General features: G+C 70.9%; 16 protein-coding genes and 1 pseudogene. 15 read left to right on the plus strand and 2 right to left on the minus strand.

What is annotated here, in order from left to right:
• The first annotated feature begins 219 nt into the window (after positions 1–219).
• The 14 genes and pseudogenes from AB0D14_RS43315 to AB0D14_RS43380 form a co-directional block, all read left to right on the plus strand.
• Positions 220–714 carry a hypothetical protein gene (locus tag AB0D14_RS43315; RefSeq protein WP_362790565.1) on the plus strand — a complete coding sequence of 165 codons (495 nt, stop codon included), beginning with the start codon at positions 220–222 and terminating at the stop codon, positions 712–714.
• A gap of 165 nt (positions 715–879) precedes the next feature.
• Positions 880–4,098 carry a S41 family peptidase gene (locus tag AB0D14_RS43320; RefSeq protein WP_362790607.1) on the plus strand — a complete coding sequence of 1,073 codons (3,219 nt, stop codon included), beginning with the start codon at positions 880–882 and terminating at the stop codon, positions 4,096–4,098.
• A 115-nt stretch (positions 4,099–4,213) separates the two neighbouring features.
• Positions 4,214–4,567 carry a histidine triad nucleotide-binding protein gene (locus AB0D14_RS43325; protein ID WP_362790568.1) on the plus strand — a complete coding sequence of 118 codons (354 nt, stop codon included), beginning with the start codon at positions 4,214–4,216 and terminating at the stop codon, positions 4,565–4,567.
• A gap of 75 nt (positions 4,568–4,642) precedes the next feature.
• Positions 4,643–5,548, plus strand: a complete 906-nt coding sequence (locus AB0D14_RS43330; protein ID WP_362790571.1) for a ribonuclease Z — start codon at positions 4,643–4,645, stop codon at positions 5,546–5,548.
• 20 nt (positions 5,549–5,568) lie between these two features.
• Positions 5,569–6,561, plus strand: coding sequence for an adenosine deaminase (locus AB0D14_RS43335; RefSeq protein WP_362790572.1), 993 nt, complete (start codon positions 5,569–5,571; stop codon positions 6,559–6,561).
• Positions 6,562–6,788: 227 nt separating this feature from the next.
• Complete coding sequence (locus tag AB0D14_RS43340) at positions 6,789–7,898, plus strand: PfkB family carbohydrate kinase (protein ID WP_362790575.1); 1,110 nt, start codon at positions 6,789–6,791, stop codon at positions 7,896–7,898.
• Between the two features lie 176 nt (positions 7,899–8,074).
• Positions 8,075–9,133: a PhoH family protein gene (locus tag AB0D14_RS43345; RefSeq protein WP_362790578.1), complete on the plus strand. Its 1,059-nt coding sequence runs from the start codon at positions 8,075–8,077 to the stop codon at positions 9,131–9,133.
• A gap of 12 nt (positions 9,134–9,145) precedes the next feature.
• A complete protein-coding gene (gene ybeY / locus AB0D14_RS43350; RefSeq protein ID WP_362790581.1) occupies positions 9,146–9,643 on the plus strand; it encodes an rRNA maturation RNase YbeY in 498 nt (165 codons plus the stop codon).
• Positions 9,640–10,941, plus strand: coding sequence for a hemolysin family protein (locus AB0D14_RS43355; protein ID WP_362790584.1), 1,302 nt, complete (start codon positions 9,640–9,642; stop codon positions 10,939–10,941). The genes ybeY and AB0D14_RS43355 overlap by 4 nt, the downstream gene beginning before the upstream one ends.
• Positions 10,938–11,357: an MmcQ/YjbR family DNA-binding protein gene (locus tag AB0D14_RS43360; RefSeq protein WP_362790587.1), complete on the plus strand. Its 420-nt coding sequence runs from the start codon at positions 10,938–10,940 to the stop codon at positions 11,355–11,357. The genes AB0D14_RS43355 and AB0D14_RS43360 overlap by 4 nt, the downstream gene beginning before the upstream one ends.
• Positions 11,358–11,420: 63 nt before the next feature.
• Positions 11,421–11,792, plus strand: a complete 372-nt coding sequence (locus AB0D14_RS43365) for a cytidine deaminase (RefSeq protein ID WP_362790589.1) — start codon at positions 11,421–11,423, stop codon at positions 11,790–11,792.
• Positions 11,793–12,074: 282 nt separating this feature from the next.
• On the plus strand, positions 12,075–12,548 hold the full coding sequence (locus tag AB0D14_RS43370; RefSeq protein ID WP_362790592.1) for a hypothetical protein: 474 nt from the start codon (positions 12,075–12,077) through the stop codon (positions 12,546–12,548).
• A gap of 258 nt (positions 12,549–12,806) precedes the next feature.
• Complete coding sequence (locus AB0D14_RS43375; RefSeq protein WP_362790595.1) at positions 12,807–14,132, plus strand: beta-xylosidase; 1,326 nt, start codon at positions 12,807–12,809, stop codon at positions 14,130–14,132.
• Positions 14,133–14,244: 112 nt separating this feature from the next.
• Positions 14,245–15,288 (plus strand): annotated as a pseudogene (locus AB0D14_RS43380) (DUF916 domain-containing protein); the annotation flags it as partial.
• On the opposite strand, the gene AB0D14_RS43385 reads toward AB0D14_RS43380, so the two are convergent.
• Together AB0D14_RS43385 and AB0D14_RS43390 are read right to left on the minus strand one after the other, a co-directional pair.
• Complete coding sequence (locus AB0D14_RS43385; RefSeq protein ID WP_362790598.1) at positions 15,185–15,523, minus strand: P-II family nitrogen regulator; 339 nt, start codon at positions 15,521–15,523, stop codon at positions 15,185–15,187. The pseudogene AB0D14_RS43380 and the gene AB0D14_RS43385 sit on opposite strands and share 104 nt — an antisense overlap.
• Positions 15,520–16,872, minus strand: a complete 1,353-nt coding sequence (locus AB0D14_RS43390; RefSeq protein WP_362790601.1) for an ammonium transporter — start codon at positions 16,870–16,872, stop codon at positions 15,520–15,522. Before AB0D14_RS43390 ends, AB0D14_RS43385 begins: the two co-directional genes overlap by 4 nt.
• A gap of 197 nt (positions 16,873–17,069) precedes the next feature.
• Here AB0D14_RS43390 and era point away from each other — a divergent pair, with 197 nt between their 5' ends.
• A complete protein-coding gene (gene era, locus AB0D14_RS43395) occupies positions 17,070–18,041 on the plus strand; it encodes a GTPase Era (RefSeq protein WP_362790604.1) in 972 nt (323 codons plus the stop codon).
• Positions 18,042–18,153 lie beyond the last annotated feature (112 nt).

An 18,153-nucleotide genomic window follows, 5' to 3' on the forward strand; every position in this document is an offset into this window, starting at 1 on the left:
TCCTCAACCGCCGGACGGGCTGGGATTCCAGCCCGTCCGGCGTTTGAGGACCGGGGGTTCGGGGGCTGGCCCCCGAGACGGGACGGGAAGGGGCGGCGGGGGCGAAAACCGTCCCGGCTGACGCAGACCGTGGCCGCATGAGGTCTACCGCGGGGGGACGCCCGGTGGCAGGCTGCCGTCATGGGGGCACTGAGGCGTATACGACACCGCGGACCCGCGATGGCTGTGGCCGCGGTCGCAGCCCTGTTCGCGCTGGTCGCATGTGAACCGGGGAACGGTCTGAGCACCGCCGCCGTGGCGATCACCACCGACCAGACGGGCACGCGCGAGCTGGAGAAGCGGGGAGTCGACGTGCAGTGGCTCACCTGCACCGCGTCGCTCGGCGAGAACAGCGCGACGGTGGGTTCCTCGCCGAGCGTGCGGAGCGTGGCGTCCGTCGACTGCGTGGGCGAGACCGGAGACGGGCGGGACATCTCCATCAAGGGCAAGGTGACGCAGGAGGTCAACGGCACCTGCGTACGGGGAGACCTCACCGCCACGGTGGGCGGCAAGGAGGTGTTCCGGGCGAACGTCCTCGGCAACTGCCAGGCCGGCACCCCGCCCGTGGACAACAGGACGACTCCGCCGCCCGGCAACCCGGGAGCGACCGTCACCGTCACCGAGACGGTGACCCGGTTCCCCGATCCCACGTGCTCCTGCTTCGAGGGGAAGTGATCGGAAGCTCTGGTCGCGGGCGAGGCGGCTGCATAGGGTGATCGGGTGACACAGCCCGCATCTGCCGCATCCGCCGTATCCGCCGCGTCTTCCAAGTCGTCCGCCGCGCCCGCCGTATCCGCCGCGTCTTCGGCGTATCTCCGGTATCCGCACCTGCACGGCGAGTTGATCGCCTTCACCGCCGAGGACGACGTCTGGGTCGCGCCGCTCGACGGCAGCCGCGCCTGGCGGGTCAGCGCCGACAACGTCCCGGTGAACCATCCACGGATCTCCCCGGACGGTACGACCGTCGCCTGGACGTCGACCCGCGACGGCGCCCCCGAGGTGCATGTCGCCCCCGTCGACGGCGGTTCCGCCGAACGCCTCACGTACTGGGGCAGTTGGAAGACGCAGGTGCGCGGCTGGACCCCCGACGGGCAGGTGCTCGTACTCAGCACGCAGGGCCAGGCGAGCCTGCGCCGCAGCTGGGCCCGCGCCGTACCGCTCGACGGCGGACCCGCGACCACCCTGCCCTACGGGCCCGTCGGCGATGTGGCCCACGGCCCCGGCACCGTTCTGCTGTCCGCGCCCATGGGTCGCGAGGCCGCCTGGTGGAAGCGGTATCGCGGCGGCACCGCGGGAAAGCTGTGGATCGACCGCGAGGGCGACGGAGAGGGCGCCGGGGAGGGCGACGGAGCGGGCAGGGAGTTCGTACGGCTGCACGCGGACCTGGACGGGAACCTGGAGTACCCGTCCTGGGTCGGGGAGCGGGTCGTCTTCCTCTCCGACCACGAGGGCGTGGGGGCCGTGTACTCCTCCCTCGCCGACGGATCGGATCTGCGGCGGCACACGGGGATCGAGGGCTTCTACGCCCGGCACGCGTCCACCGACGGGACCCGCGTCGTGTACGCGTCCGCCGGTGAGCTGTGGATTCTCGACGACCTCGACGGGGCCGAGCCACGGCGGCTCGACATCCGGCTCGGCGGACAGCGCGTCGACCTGCAGCCGCATCCCGTGAACGCGTCCCGCTGGTTCGGGGCCGCCGCTCCCGACCACACCGGACGCGGCAGCGCGGTCTCGGTGCGCGGAGCCGTCCACTGGGTCACCCACCGCTCAGGACCCACCCGCGCGCTCGCCGCCGAACAGGGCGTACGGGCCAGGATGCCCCGCACCTTCCGCGTCGACGGCGAGGAGCACGTGGTGTGGGCGACGGACGCGGAGGGCGACGACGCGCTGGAGTTCGCCCCGGCGACGGGCGTGGCACCGGGAGCGATCCCGCGCAGGCTCGCCGCCGGACAGCTGGGGCGGGTGCTCGGGCTCGCGATGGCACCCGACGGCAGCCGTGCCGCGGTCGCCTCGCACGACGGCCGCGTCCTGCTCGTCGAGCGGGAGACCGGCGAGGTCCGGGAGGTCGACCGCAGCGAGGACGGCGAGGTCTCCGGGCTCGTCTTCTCACCCGACTCGGCCTGGCTGGCCTGGTCGCACCCCGGCCCGCGCCCGCTGCGCCAGCTCAAGCTCGCCAACACCGCGGACCTCTCGGTGACCGAGGCGACACCGCTGCGGTTCCGGGACTACTCGCCCGCCTTCACCCTCGACGGGAAGCATCTCGCGTTCCTGTCCGCGCGGTCCTTCGACCCCGTCTACGACGAGCACGTCTTCGACCTGGCCTTCGTCGGCGGCTCCCGGCCGCACCTCATCACCCTCGCCGCCACCACCCCCTCGCCCTTCGGACCGCAGCGGCACGGCCGGCCCTTCGAGACGCCGGACAGTCCAGGGGCCGAGACGCCCGAGAGCGAGGGCTCCCCGGCCACCCGGATCGACCTCGACGGGCTCGGCGACCGCATCGTCCCGTTCCCCGTCGAGGCCGCCCGCTACTCCGGACTGCGGGCCGCCAAGGACGGGCTGCTGTGGCTGCGGCACCCGGTCCGGGGCGTGCTCGGATCGTCCAGGGCCACCCCCGACGACCCGGACCCCAAGACCGACCTGGAACGCTACGACCTCGTCCAGCAGCGCATCGAGCACCTCGTCTCGGACGCCGACGGCTTCCTGGTCACCGGCGACGGCAAGCGGATCCTGCTGTGGACCGACGGCAAGCTGAAGGTCGTACCGAGCGACCGGCGCGCCTCGAACGACGACGAGAGCGACAGCAACATCACCGTCGACCTGTCGCGCGTCCGCCACGTCGTCGACCCGGCCGCCGAGTGGCGCCAGATGTACGACGAGACCGGCCGCCTCATGCGCGACAACTTCTGGCGTCCCGACCTGGGCGGCACCGACTGGGACGGCGTACTGGACCGGTACCGGCCCATCCTCGACCGGGTCGCCACCCACGACGACCTGGTCGACCTGCTCTGGGAGGTGCAGGGTGAACTCGGCACCTCGCACGCGTACGTCATGCCGCGCGGCGGATTCGGCGGCGGGGACCGGCAGGGGCTGCTCGGCGCCGACATCTCCCGTCACGAGGACGGCCCCTCGGGGACGGCCCAGTGGCGTATCGACCACATCCTGCCCTCGGAAAGCTCCGACCCCGACGCGCAGTCACCGCTCGCCGCACCCGGCGTCGCGGTGCGCGCGGGGGACGCCATCGTGGCCGTCTCCGGACACCCCGTCGACCCGGTGGCAGGGCCGGGACCGCTGCTCGTCGGCACGGCGGGCAAGCCCGTCGAGCTGACCATCTCCCCGGCGGGCGGCGGCGATCCGCGGCACGCGGTGGTCGTGCCGGTGTCCGACGAGGAGCCGCTGCGCTACCACGCGTGGGTCGCCGACCGGCGTGCCTACGTGCACGAGAAGTCCGGCGGACGGCTCGGATATCTGCACGTGCCCGACATGCAGGCGCCCGGCTGGGCGCAGATCCACCGTGACCTGCGGATCGAGGTGGCACGGGAGGGCCTCGTCGTGGACGTCCGCGAGAACCGCGGCGGCCACACCTCGCAGCTGGTCATCGAGAAGCTCGCCCGGCGCATCGTCGGCTGGGACCTCGCCCGCGGGATGCGGCCCACCAGCTATCCGGAGGACGCGCCGCGCGGGCCCGTCGTCGCGGTCGCCAACGAGTTCTCCGGCTCCGACGGCGACATCGTCAACGCCGCGATCAAGGCGCTCGGCATCGGGCCGGTCGTCGGTACCCGTACGTGGGGCGGCGTCGTCGGCATCGACAGCCGCTACCGCCTCGTCGACGGGACGCTCGTCACACAGCCCAAGTACGCGTTCTGGCTGGAGGGTTACGAGTGGGGTGTGGAGAACCACGGCGTCGACCCCGACGTCGAGGTGGTCCAGGCTCCGCAGGACTACGCCGCCGGGCGTGACATGCAGCTCGACGAGGCGATCCGGATCGCGCTGGCGGCGCTGGAGGAGAGCCCTTCGAAGACGGCTCCGGTGCTGCCGGTGCTGCCGGGGGCGCAGGCGTAGGCACCCGTGTCGGCGTGAACGGCCCCGTCCTCGGACGCCGGACGGACCGAGAGCGCTGTCACTGTCGCTCGGTACCATGCCGAAACATCGATCATCCAGCCCGAGGAGGCCGCGCATGGCAGGGGAACCACAGGACGACTGTCTGTTCTGCAAGATCGCCGGGGGGAGGACTCCGGCGACCGTCGTCCGTGAGACCGAGACGACCGTCGCCTTCCGGGACATCAGCCCGCAGGCACCCATCCATGTCCTGGTGATCCCCAAGGTCCACCACCCGGACGCCGCCTCCCTCGCCGTCGCCGAACCCGCGATCCTCGCCGACGTCGTGCGCGAGGCAGGCGAGGTCGCCGCCGAGGAGAAGCTCGACAGCTACCGCATCGTCTTCAACACCGGCAGCGGAGCGGGCCAGACGGTCTTCCACGCGCACGCCCACGTGCTGGGCGGCCGCGGCATGCAGTGGCCCCCGGGATAGACACGGGGGACAGGCGAGGGGGACAGGAACGGGTCAGGAACGGGAACGGGACAGGAAAAGGCCGGACAACTCGACGTGTCTGTACGTGAACTGGTGGTCCTCGGCACCGCCAGCCAGGTCCCCACCCGGCACCGCAACCACAACGGCTATCTGCTGCGCTGGGACGGCGAGGGCATCCTCTTCGATCCCGGCGAGGGCACGCAGCGGCAGATGCTGCGTGCCGGTGTCGCCGCGCACGACCTGCACCGGATCTGTGTCACGCACTTCCACGGCGATCACTCGCTGGGCCTGGCCGGGGTGATCCAGCGGATCAACCTCGACCGGGTGCCGCACGAGATCAGCGCGCACTATCCGCGCTCCGGGCAGAAGTTCTTCGACCGGCTGCGGTACGCGACCGCCTACCGCGAGACGGCCCCGCTCACCGAGGCCCCGGTGGACGCCGACGGTGACCTCGCGTCCTCGAAGACGTACACACTTCAGGCCCGCAAGCTCTCCCACCCCGTCGAGTCGTACGGCTACCGGCTCGTGGAGCCCGACGGGCGGCGGATGCTGCCCAAACGGCTCGCCGCGCACGGGATCAGCGGTGCCGACGTGGGGCGGATCCAGCGGGCGGGGGCGCTCGGGGGCGTCGCGCTCGACGACGTCAGCGAGGTGCGGCGCGGCCAGCGGTTCGCGTTCGTCATGGACACCCGCCTGTGCGACGGGGTGTACGCGCTCGCGCAGGGCTGCGACCTGCTCGTCATCGAGTCGACGTTCCTGGACGAGGACGTACGGCTCGCCGTCGACCACGGGCACCTGACAGCCGGCCAGGCGGCGACGGTGGCCCGGGACGCCGGCGTACGGCATCTGGTGCTGACGCACTTCAGCCAGCGGTACTCCGAACCCGCGGAGTTCGAGCGGCAGGCACGGGCCGCCGGGTTCGAGGGGGAGCTGACGGTGGCGCACGATCTGCAGAGGGTGCCGGTTCCGAAGCGTCGGTGAAACACCCGTACCATGCTTCGATGCCCATCCCGAAAGCTGAACTGCACCTGCACATCGAAGGCACGCTGGAGCCCGAGCTGGCCTTCGCGCTGGCCGCCCGCAACGAGGTCCCGCTGCCGTACGCCGACACGGACGAACTTCGTAAGGCGTACGAGTTCTCCGATCTGCAGTCGTTCCTGAACCTGTACTACGGGCTCATGGCCGTGCTGCGGACCGAGGACGACTTCGCGGACCTCGCCGACGCGTACCTCGCGCGCGCCGCCGCACAGGGGGTCCGGCACGCGGAGATCTTCTTCGATCCGCAGGCGCACATCTCCCGGGGCATCGGGATCGAAACCGTCGTGGAGGGGCTCGGGCGGGCGCTCGACCGCAGTGAGGCCGTGCACGGCGTCTCCACCCAGCTCATCATGTGTTTTCTGCGGGACGAGTCCGCCGAGTCCGCGATGGAGACCCTGGAGGCGGCGAAGCCCCACCTCGACCGGATCGTCGGCGTCGGGCTCGACTCCGCCGAGGTCGGACACCCGCCCGCCAAGTTCCGCGAGGTGTACGAGGCCGCCGCCGTGCTCGGACTGCGACGGGTCGCGCACGCGGGCGAGGAGGGGCCGCCCGCCTACATCACCGAGGCGCTCGACGTGCTCGGCGCCGAGCGGATCGACCACGGGCTCCGCTGCATGGAGGATCCGGAGCTGGTGGCCCGGCTGGTGCGGGACCGGGTGCCGCTGACCGTGTGCCCCCTGTCCAACGTGCGGCTGCGGGCCGTCGACGTCCTGGTGGAGCACCCGTTGCCCGCGATGCTCGACGCGGGACTGCTGTGCACGGTCAACTCCGACGACCCCGCCTACTTCGGCGGGTACGCCGGGGACAACTTCCACGCGGTGCGGGCGGAGCTGGGGCTGTCCCCGGAGCAGCTCCGCGAACTGGCCCGGAACTCGTTCGTCGCCTCGTTCCTCGAACACGACGAGGAGCGGCGGGCCCGGTACATCGCCGAGGTGGAGGCGTACGAGTTCCCGTGACCGGGGGGATTCGCCGGGGATCCGCCGGGGATTCTCCGGGAATCTCGCCCCCGCCGCCCCTACCCGTCCCGTTCCTGGGGGCTCCGCCCCCTGGCCCCCCAAAAAAGATTGCGCAGTTCCCCGCGCCCCTAAAACAGCCGACAGCAGGGCCCGACGTGATCCTCAGAGCTCCGGCGGAGCGGTTGGTGCACACTGGCCTGAATCCGCACCACTCATGGGAGCGCACCGTGACCGCGTCCAACGGGAAGGGACCGTACCGAACGGCCCAGTTCGACCCACTCGCCGAGCTGCGCCGCTCCGACGACCCGCCCTGGGACGTCTACCTCACCGGCACCGTCTTCCTCGACATCATCTTCACCGGACTCGACTCCGCCCCGGTCCGCGGTACCGAGTCCTGGGCCCGCGGCATGGGCTCCAGCCCCGGCGGCGTCGCGAACATGGCGACCGCGCTGGCCAGGCTGGGCCTGCGGACCTCCCTGGCGGCGGCCTTCGGGGACGACCACTACGGGGAGTACTGCTGGGACGCCCTGGAGCAGGGCGAACGCATCGACCTCTCCGCGTCCCGCACCGCTCCCGGCTGGCACTCCCCGGTGACCGTCTCGATGGCGTACGAGGGCGAGCGCACCATGGTGAGCCACGGCCACGAGCCGCCTCCGGAGGAGCCCGCCCCCGACTGCCCGCCCCGCGCGCGGGCGGCCGTCGCCTCGCTGACGCCGGGCACGAGCGCGCACTGGATCGCCGGGGCCGCGAGCACGGGCACCCGGATCTTCGCCGACGTCGGATGGGACGACACGGGGCGCTGGGACCTCGCCGGGCTCCCCGACCTGCGGCACTGCGAGGCGTTCCTGCCGAACGCCGAGGAGGCCATGCGGTACACGGGCGCCTCGTGCCCCCGCGCGGCCGCGCACGCGCTCACCGAACACGTACCGCTCGCCGTCGTCACGCTAGGTGCCGAGGGCGCGTACGCCGTGGACCGCCGGACCGGCGAGAGTGCCGAGGTTCCGGCCATCGCGGTCGAGGCGATGGACCCGACCGGCGCGGGGGACGTCTTCGTCGCCGGATTCGTGACGGGCACGCTGGCGGGCTGGCCGCTCGCCGACCGCCTCGCCTTCGCGGGCCTCACCGCGGCGCTGTCGGTCCAGGAGTTCGGGGGGTCCCTGTCCGCCCCCGGATGGGCGGAGATCGCCGCGTGGTGGCGCCGGGTGCAGTCCTACGACCACCAGGATCCCGCGGCGCTCGGCCGGTACGCCTTCCTGCAGCCGCTGCTCCCGGAGACCACCAGATCCTGGCCTCTGAGACGGGCCGTACCGACGATCGGATTCCGCAGCTCCGCATGACGCCACCCGCGGGGCCGACACCTGAGGCCGCACCTGAGGTCAGACCTGAGGCCACAGGTGCGACGGAAAACTCCTACTGGGTTGTCGGCGCCCCGTCGTACTCTTGGAAGCACAAGGCTGCCGTACCGGCAAGCGTGCCTCACCGAGGGAGATGAGCAGGCCTACAGAGCCGGCCCATGACGCAGACACCCACAGCTCACACCCCCGCGCAGGGACAGTCACGAGCGCAGTTCACCGTCCCGGCCACGCACCCCATGGTGACCGTTCTGGGATCCAGGGACGCCCTCCTGCGCGTGATCGAGAAGGCCTTCCCGGCGGCCGACATCCATGTCCGGGGCAATGAGATCAGCGCTGTCGGCGACGCCCGTGAAGTGGCTCTCGTCCAGCGCCTGCTCGACGAGATGATGCTGGTGCTCCGCACCGGGCAGCCGATGACGGAGGACGCCGTGGAACGCTCGATCGCCATGCTGCGCGCGAGTGAGAACGGGGAGGGCGACGGCCCGGAGACCCCGGCCGAGGTCCTCACCCAGAACATCCTGTCCTCACGCGGCCGCACCATCCGCCCCAAGACGCTCAACCAGAAGCGGTACGTCGACGCCATCGACAAGCACACCATCGTCTTCGGCATCGGACCCGCCGGTACGGGCAAGACCTACCTGGCCATGGCCAAGGCCGTGCAGGCCCTGCAGGCCAAGCAGGTCAGCCGCATCATCCTGACCCGCCCGGCGGTGGAGGCGGGGGAGCGGCTGGGATTCCTCCCGGGCACGCTCTACGACAAGATCGACCCGTATCTGCGCCCGCTGTACGACGCCCTGCACGACATGCTCGACCCGGACTCGATCCCGCGGCTGATGGCGGCGGGCACGATCGAGGTCGCGCCGCTCGCCTACATGCGCGGCAGGACGCTCAACGACGCTTTCATCATTCTGGACGAGGCGCAGAACACCAGCGCCGAGCAGATGAAGATGTTCCTCACCCGGCTCGGTTTCGAGTCGAAGATAGTGGTCACGGGTGACGTGACGCAGGTCGACCTGCCGAGCGGCACGAAGTCCGGTCTGCGTCAGGTCCAGGACATCCTGGAGGGCCTCGACGACGTCCACTTCTCGCGGCTCACGTCCCAGGACGTCGTCCGGCACAAGCTGGTCGGCCGTATCGTCGACGCGTACGAGAAGTACGACAGCCAGAACGGCACGGAGAACGGCGCACACAGCGGCGCCCGTAGCAAACGGAAGTAGACCAGCGCGACCATGTCGATCGACGTCAACAACGAGTCCGGAACCGAGGTCGACGAGCAGGCGATCCTCGACATCGCCCGCTACGCCCTCGCGAGGATGCGTATCCACCCGCTCTCCGAACTCTCGGTGATCGTCGTGGACACCGCCGCCATGGAGCAGCTGCACATCCAGTGGATGGACCTGCCGGGGCCGACGGACGTCATGTCGTTCCCGATGGACGAGCTGCGGCCGCCCATGAAGGACGACGACGAGCCGCCGCAGGGGCTGCTCGGCGACATCGTGCTCTGCCCGGAGGTCGCCGAGCAGCAGGGCAAGGACGCCGGGACGCAGCACTCCATGGACGAGGAACTCCAGCTCCTCACCGTCCACGGGGTGCTGCACCTGCTCGGCTACGACCACGAGGAGCCCGACGAGAAGGCCGAGATGTTCGGTCTGCAGGCGGCCATCGTGGACGGCTGGCGTGCGGAGAAGGGCCTGACCGGTCCCTCCCCGGCTCCGACCGTCTCATGAGCCCGCAACTCGTCCTGGGCGCCATCGCCCTTGTCGTGGTCGCCTGGCTCGCCGCCTGCGCGGAGGCCGGTCTCGCGCGCGTCTCCAGCTTCCGCGCCGAGGAGGCGGTACGGTCCGGCCGCCGCGGCAGCGCCAAGCTCGCCCAGGTCGCCGCCGACCCGACCCGCTATCTGAACGTGGCACTGCTGGTGCGCGTCGCCTGCGAGATGGCGGCCGCCGCCCTCGTCACGTACGCCTGTCTGAAGGAGTTCGCCGAGACCTGGCAGGCGCTGGCCGTCGCCATCGGGGTGATGGTCCTCGTCTCGTACGTCGCGGTCGGTGTCTCGCCGCGCACCATCGGCCGCCAGCACCCCCTGAACACGGCCACGGCGGCCGCGTACGTGCTGCTGCCGCTGGCCAGGATCATGGGCCCGGTCCCGCCCCTGCTCATCCTCATCGGCAACGCCCTCACACCGGGCAAGGGCTTCCGGCGCGGCCCCTTCGCGTCCGAGGCCGAGCTGCGCGCGATGGTCGACCTCGCCGAGAAGGAGTCGCTCATCGAGGACGAGGAGCGCCGGATGGTGCACTCCGTCTTCGAGCTGGGCGACACGCTGGTCCGGGAGGTCATGGTCCCGCGCACGGACCTGGTGGTCATCGAGCGGTACAAGACCATCCGGCAGGCGCTGACCCTGGCCCTGCGGTCCGGTTTCTCGCGCGTTCCCGTCACCGGGGAGAGCGAGGACGACATCGTCGGGATGGTGTACCTGAAGGACCTGGCCAGGAAGACCCACATCAGCCGGGACGCGGAGAGCGAGCTGGTGTCCACGGCGATGCGGCCCGCCGCCTTCGTCCCGGACACGAAGAACGCCGGTGACCTGCTCCGGGAGATGCAGCAGGACCGCAACCACGTCGCCGTCGTCATCGACGAGTACGGCGGCACGGCCGGCATCGTCACCATCGAGGACATCCTTGAGGAGATCGTCGGCGAGATCACCGACGAGTACGACCGTGAGCTGCCGCCCGTGGAGGACCTCGGCGACGACCGCTACCGGGTGACCGCGCGGCTCGACATCGGCGACCTCGGCGAGCTGTACGGCTTCGAGGCCTACGACGACGAGGACGTCGAGACGGTCGGCGGACTGCTCGCGAAGGCGCTCGGCCGTGTGCCCATCGCCGGTGCCTCCTCGGTGGTCGAACTGCCCGACGGCCGTGAACTGCGGCTCACGGCCGAGGACTCGGCCGGACGCCGGAACAAGATCGTCACGGTCCTTGTCGAGCCCGTCGGACCGGCCGACTTCCCGGAGGGGAAACCGGAGTGACCCCACAGGAGCTGCGCTCTCTCTGTCTGTCCTTCAACGCGACCGTCGAGGACTTCCCTTTCAACCCGGAGACCTCGGTCTTCAAGGTGCTGGGCAAGGTGTTCGCGCTGAGCGCCCTCCAGGCCCGCCCTCTCAAGGTCAACCTGAAGTGCGATCCCGAGGACGCGGTGCGGCTGCGCGGCGAGTACGAGGGCCTGATCGCCCCCGGCTACCACATGAACAAAAGGCACTGGAACACGGTCACGGTCGGCACCACGGGCCTGGTCGGCACCGCGGGCACGGGCACGGGCACGGGCACGGGCACGGGCGACGGCGGGCTCCCGGACCGTCTCGTCCGGGAGCTCGTCGAGGACTCGTACGACCTGGTGGTGGCCGGTCTGCCGAGGGCCGAGCGGCTGCGCCTCGACCGACCCTGAGCCGGACGTTCGGTGCCGTGTACCGCCGCGCGAAGTGCGGGTGTGGCTTCGTATGCTCTGGGCATGACCGACAGCACTGACAGGACCGACACCGCCGCGCTCGACCCCGAGGACCGCAAGATCGTCACGCTGGCCCGCGCCACCCGGGCCCGCAACGGGGTGCCCGAGGGGGCGGCCGTACGCGACGACAACGGCCGCACGTATGTGGCGGGCACCGTTGCCCTGCCTTCGCTGCGGCTCAGCGCGCTGCGGACCGCGGTCGCCATGGCCGTGGCCTCCGGGGCGACGTCGCTGGAGGCGGCGGCGGTGGTGAGCGAGGGGGAGTCCGTGCCGGACGAGGACCTCGCGGCGGTACGGGATCTTGGCGGGGCCGCGACGCCCGTGCTGCTCGCGGGGACGGACGGTGCGGTGCGCTCCGTGGTGACCGCGGGCTGAGGGCTTCGTCCGCGGGTTCGCGGGGCCACGGCCCCGCGCCCCTGAAAGATTGCGCCGTGCCCGGTGCCCCGCCGGCCGTCCGCCATCGGCCGTCCGCCATCGGCCGTCCGCCATCGGCCGTCCGACACCGGAAGAATCACTCCCACTTCTCTTGCAATCCCAAGCCACTGGGGCATCAATGGACGACAGCTCTTCCGACGGGCCGTCAGATTACTGAGTGGTAGGTGAGGCGCCCGTCGGCCGTCCCCACACGGCAATTCCCGTACAAGGGAAGGGAATCCAATGAGATGTAAGCGACTCGGAATCGGTGCGGCGCTAGCCGCCGGCACCCTCGCCGCCGGTTTGGCGCTCGCCCCGGGCGCCGCGGCCGTCGCTCCCCAGACCGCCACGATCGTCGCCGACTGCGGTCTCTACGGCGGCGGTGAGGCCACCCTCACGGCCACCCAGAGCGGCACCAGCGCCACCATCACCGTCACCTCCTCCGAGATCACCGCCCCGCTCGCGCTCGCCGAGGACTCGATCGCCTCCACCCTCACCCTGACGAAGGCGAGTGGTGGTACGACCGCCTTCACGGGCACCGAGAACCCCGCGATGGCCGCGGGTGACGGTGTCACGGTCGGCCCGCTGAACGGCACCGTCGCGGCCGGTGACAGCCTGGAGGCCTTCGGCGGCTCCCTGCAGATGGTGCTCTTCGGGATCACCGTGACGTGCGCGGCGGACGGCCCGCAGTCGCCGGGCCCGTTCGTGTTCGAGTGAGCGCAGGAACGTGATCACGTAATCCCCCCACGGGCAAGGCCCGGCACGGACCGGTGTCGCCTGCATGCGGCGGCCCCGGTCCGTGTGCTGTCAGCTCCCCGCACCGTCAACTGCCTTGCGCGTAAGGCGGGTTGGCTGGTTGACAGTAACTGATGGCACATCAGTTGATGTGTCTGGGTTCCATTGACTTTTCACACAACGAGCACATCAATGACCTCCTGTCGGCGCAGAGCGCCCACATTCAAAGGAGGGGCACACATGGGTTCAGGAACCCGAAGACGCCGCCGCTGGGCGGCATTTCTCGGAGCGGCCGCACTCTCGGTCACCGCGGGAGGCGCGCTCGCCTGCCCCGCGAGCGCGGAGCCTCAGCAGGTCGAATTCGCCACGCACTGCATCCCGCCGCCCATCGCGGGCATACCCCCGATCGACGGCACCACCACAGCGAAGATCACCGTGAGCAACGCCGCGCCCAAGGTGGGCGACACGGTCACCGTCAAGTACACGGTGGTCAAGCCCGCCGCGAGCAACCCGGTCGACATCGCCCTGCCCGCCGACATCATGACGCCCACCGGCAAGGTCGCCCTGGGCGGCGCGCAGACCGGTGACCTCACGGTCGCGGGGCCGAAGAAGAACGACCCGGTGCCCGGGAAGGGCGCCTTCCCGTCGTTCGAGATGACCGGCACCTTCACGGTCACCGCACCCGGCGCGATCACGCTGTCGCCCGGCGACTACAACATCCACACCAGCTACCTCCTGGAGCTGGACACCCCCTGCACGGTCAGCAACCCGCCCGCTCCCGTCTCCGAGACGGTCACCGCGACCGGTGGCGGACAGACCAACAACCGTGCCATCAGCCTCGGTGCGGCCTCCGGAAAGCCCGGTGACAGCGTGACCGTCACGGGGACGAACTTCACCCCGGGTGCGGCCGTCACCCTCGCCGGACGGGCCGGGGCCGCCGAGACGGCGGACAAAGCCACCGCCACCGCGAACGCGCAGGGCTCCATCAGCGGCGGCCTGGCCGTCAGGGACAAGGCGACGACCGGTGTCGTGGCGTACGAGGGAAGTGCCTGGAGCGACGGCAAGGGCGCGGGTCCCGCCGCCTATGTCGTCATCGACGACACGCCCCTTCCCGCCAACAGCCAGAAGCTCAACTCCTCCGTCAAGGCGGGGACGCTGTCCATGACCCAGGCCGGGGACACCGTCGAACTCGCGGCGGTCGACTACGGCAAGGGCGGCTTCTCCCGTGGTTCCCTGCAGTCGGTGACGGTCAAGGACTTCCGTGGCGGACCCGCGGGCTGGTCCCTGACCGGCAAGGTCACCGACTTCAACGGCCCCGGCGGGGCGAAGATCGACGCGGCCAAGCTGGGCTGGACCCCGGTCTGCGCCACCAAGGACGGCAGCCCGAGCACCTGCCGGCCCGGCTCGCCCGGTTCGGTCGGCAGCGCGGGGGCGACCCTGGCCTCCACCCCCGACGGGGCGCTCACCGGTGGTGAGTTCACCGTCGACGCCCGGCTCTCGCTGAACGTTCCGGCGTTCACCCCGCCGGGCTCGTACTCCGGCGTGCTGACGCTCACGCTCACCTGAGACCTGGCGCACTGTCAGCAGGTCCCGCTTCGCGGTGGGCCGGGCGCGCACCCGCCTGCCCACCCCGCCTGCCCACCGCGTCCGTCCTACTCGCCATCGGGGGTCCGCACCCATGCGCAAGCCGTTCTGCTTCCTCACGTTGTTGTTCCTCGCCGTGGCAGTGGCCGTGACCGGAGCCCCCGCGCACGCCGCCGACAACGGCAGCTGGTCGGTCTTCCCGGTCGCGTCGGAACTCGCCTCGCGGCCGTACTTCCATCTCTCCGCCGACCCGGGCACGACCCTTGAGGACGAGGTCGCCGTCACCAACAAGACCGGACAGCCGCTGACGTTCCGGCTCTACGCGGCCGACGCGTACAACACCGCGCGGGACGGCGGGTTCGCCGTGCGCACCTGGCAGGAGAAGCAGCGGGGCGTGGGCGCCTGGGCGAAGCCCGCCAAGGCCCGGGTGACCGTGCCCGCGCACGGCAAGGTCACCGTGCCGTTCACACTCCGGGTGCCCGAGACGGCCGAACCCGGTGACCACCCCGGTGCGCTGGTCGCCCTGGACGAGCGGATCGCCAAGGGAGGCGGAAAGGACGGAGAGGGGGCGGCCGAGGTCGGTGTGCGGCGGGCCGTCGGCGCCCGGATCTACCTGCGGGTGGGCGGGCCGACCGTATCGGCCGTCGCCGTCGAGAAGGTCCGCATCCGCCACCACCAGCCCCTGGTTCCCGGCACCGGCGACAGCACGGCCACCGTCTCGTACACCCTCCACAACACCGGCAACGTCACCCTGGACCCCAAGGTGGAGCTGAGGGCCGAAGGGCTCTTCGGCCGTACGTTGCTCTCCCGCGACCTCTCCAAGATCCCCTCGGAGCTGCTGCCCGGGCAGCGGGTGCGGCTCAGTGAACTCTGGCGCGGCGCACCCCAACTCGACTGGGGCGACGTGACGTTGACAGCCAGCGCGCACGACACCCGCGAGTCGGCGAGCACGTCGTTCCTCGCGCTGCCCTGGCTGATGGCGGTGGCGCTGGGAGTCGTGCTCGCGGCAGCGGTGACGGTGGTGGTGATCAGGGTCAGAGGGCGTCGGGGCCGCGCTCATCCGTCCGTACCCGAACCACCGTCTCCACCGGTACCGCCCACACCTTTCCGTCGCCGATCTTCCCCGTCCGCGCCGCCGTCACGATCGCCTCGATGACGGGCTCGGCGTCCGCGTCCTCGACGACGACCTCGATACGGACCTTCGGCACGAGGTCGACGCGGTACTCGGCACCGCGGTACACCTCCGTGTGGCCGCGCTGGCGCCCGTAGCCGCTGGCCTCCGTGACGGTCAGGCCGTGCACCCCGATTTCCTGCAGGGCGGTCTTGACCTCGTCGAGGCGGTGCGGCTTGACGATCGCGGTGATGAGCTTCATGCCTGGGGCCTGGCCTTCTGCACGGTGGGGACGACGGAGGAGGAGACCGGGGCACCACTGCCCAGGACCCCGTGATCGTAAGCGGTCTCGGCGTGCACCGTAAGGTCCAGGCCGTTCTGCTCGTGCTCCTCGTTCGCCCGCAGGCCCATGACCTTGTCGATCAGCCTGGCGACGCCGTACGTGACGGCGAAGGCGTACGAGCCCACGGCGAGGACCGCGACGAGCTGCTTGCCGAACTGCCCGAGCCCGCCGCCGTACAGGAGACCCTCGGCGCCGCCGGTCATGGTCTCGGTGGCGAAGACACCGATGAGCAGGGTGCCGATGACACCGCCGACCAGGTGGACACCGACGACGTCCAGCGAGTCGTCGTAGTTGAACCTGAACTTCCAGCTCACGGCGTACGAGCAGACGACACCGGCGGCGAGACCGACGACCAGCGCGCCCAGGAGCGAGACCGACCCGCAGGACGGGGTGATGGCGACCAGGCCCGCGACCGCGCCGGACGCCGCGCCCAGGGTGGTGGGGTGGCCGCGCCGCTGCTCCACGAAGAGCCAGCCGAGGAGACCGGTGCACCCCGCGGCCAGGGTGTTGAGGAAGGCGGCGGCCGCGAGACCGTTCGCGCCGAGCGCCGAGCCCGCGTTGAAGCCGAACCAGCCGAACCACAGCAGACCCGCGCCCAGCATCACCATCGGCAGGTTGTGCGGGCGCATCGCTTCCTTCTTGAAACCGAGCCGCGGGCCCAGGACCAGGCACAGGGCCAGACCGGACGCACCCGAGGTGATCTCGACCGGCAGGCCGCCCGCGAAGTCCAGGGCGCCCAGGTCCTCCAGGATCCAGCCGCCGGGACCCCACACCCAGTGGGCGACCGGAACGTATACGAGCAGTGCCCACAGGGGGACGAAGACCAGCCAGGCGCCGAACTTCGCGCGGTCCGCGACCGCGCCGCTGATCAACGCCGCCGTGATGATCGCGAAAGTGAGCTGGAAGGTGGCGAAGAGGAGAGTCGGGACCGTGCCCTGGACGCTGTCAGGACCGAGGCCCGCCATGCCCGCGTGCTCCAGTCCGCCGATGAGCCCGCCGACGGGTCCGTCCGCGGTGTCGTCGCCGAACACGAGCGAGTAGCCGACGGCCAGCCACACGACCGTGACCAGGGCGATCGACACGAAACTCATCATCAGCATGTTGAGGACGCTCTTCGTGCGGACCATGCCGCCGTAGAACAGGGCCAGGCCCGGAGTCATGAGCAGGACGAGCGCGGTGGCGGCGAGCAGCCAGGCGGTGTCACCGGTGTCGATGGATGCGGCGGCGGATGTGGCGGAGGTGGCGGCGGAAGCGGCGGCCTGAGTCACGAGGTCTCCAACAAGGTGGGGGCTCGTCAGAGGCTCATGGGTACACGTTTCCGGTCGCGTACAGGTGTGTTTCCGTGACGTTTCGTGTTGCGCGGGGGTTTCCGGAAGCTCACCGAGGAGGGGGCCGGCGCTGAATCGGCGGCGAGGGCCGGAATCCTGGTACGGCGGGACCTCGACGATCAGGGACAATGGGCGCCATGAGCGTTCGTACCCAGTCACCCGAGCCGCCGGATTCCTCGGAACCATCCTCGGGGGCACCCCACCGTGCCGGCTTCGCCTGCTTCGTGGGCCGCCCCAACGCGGGCAAGTCCACCCTCACGAATGCTCTGGTCGGCCAGAAGGTGGCGATCACCGCGAACCAGCCGCAGACCACGCGGCACACGGTACGCGGCATCGTGCACCGGACCGACGCCCAGCTGATCCTGGTGGACACCCCCGGGCTGCACAAGCCGCGCACGCTCCTCGGCGAGCGGCTCAACGACATCGTCCGCACGACGTGGGCCGAGGTCGACGTGATCGGGTTCTGCCTTCCCGCGAACGAGAAGCTCGGTCCCGGTGACCGCTTCATCGCGAAGGAACTGGCGTCCATCAAGAAGACGCCGAAGATCGCGATCGTCACGAAGACCGACCTCGCGGACAGCAAGACGCTCGCCGAGCAGCTCATCGCCATCGACCAGCTCGGCAAGGAGCTCGGCTTCGAGTGGGCCGAGATCGTGCCGGTGTCGGCGGTCGCCGACCAGCAGGTGGACCTGCTGGCGGACCTGCTCGTGCCGCTCGTCCCCGAGGGCCCGGCCCTGTACCCCGAGGGCGACCTGACGGACGAGCCCGAGCAGGTCATGGTGGCCGAGCTCATCCGGGAGGCCGCGCTGGAGGGGGTGCGGGACGAGTTGCCGCACTCCATCGCCGTCGTCGTCGAGGAGATGCTGCCGCGCGAGGACCGGCCGGCGGACAGGCCGCTCCTCGACATCCACGCCTTCGTCTACATCGAACGGCCCAGCCAGAAGGGCATCATCATCGGCCCCAAGGGCAAGCGGCTGAAGGAAGTCGGCATCAAGTCGCGCAAGCAGATCGAGGCGTTGCTGGGGACGCCGGTGTTCCTGGACCTTCATGTGAAGGTCGCGAAGGACTGGCAGAGGGATCCGCGGCAGCTGCGGAAGCTTGGGTTCTAGGGCCTTTTCCGCCCCCGCCGCCCCTACCCTTCCCGTCACGTACTCGGGGGCCAGCCCCCGAACCCCCGGTCCTCAAGGCCCCGACCGGGGGAAAGCCCCGCCCGCGCGTGGG

Origin of the sequence: Streptomyces sp. NPDC048484 (assembly GCF_040651415.1) — a bacterium.
Lineage (GTDB): Bacteria > Actinomycetota > Actinomycetes > Streptomycetales > Streptomycetaceae > Streptomyces.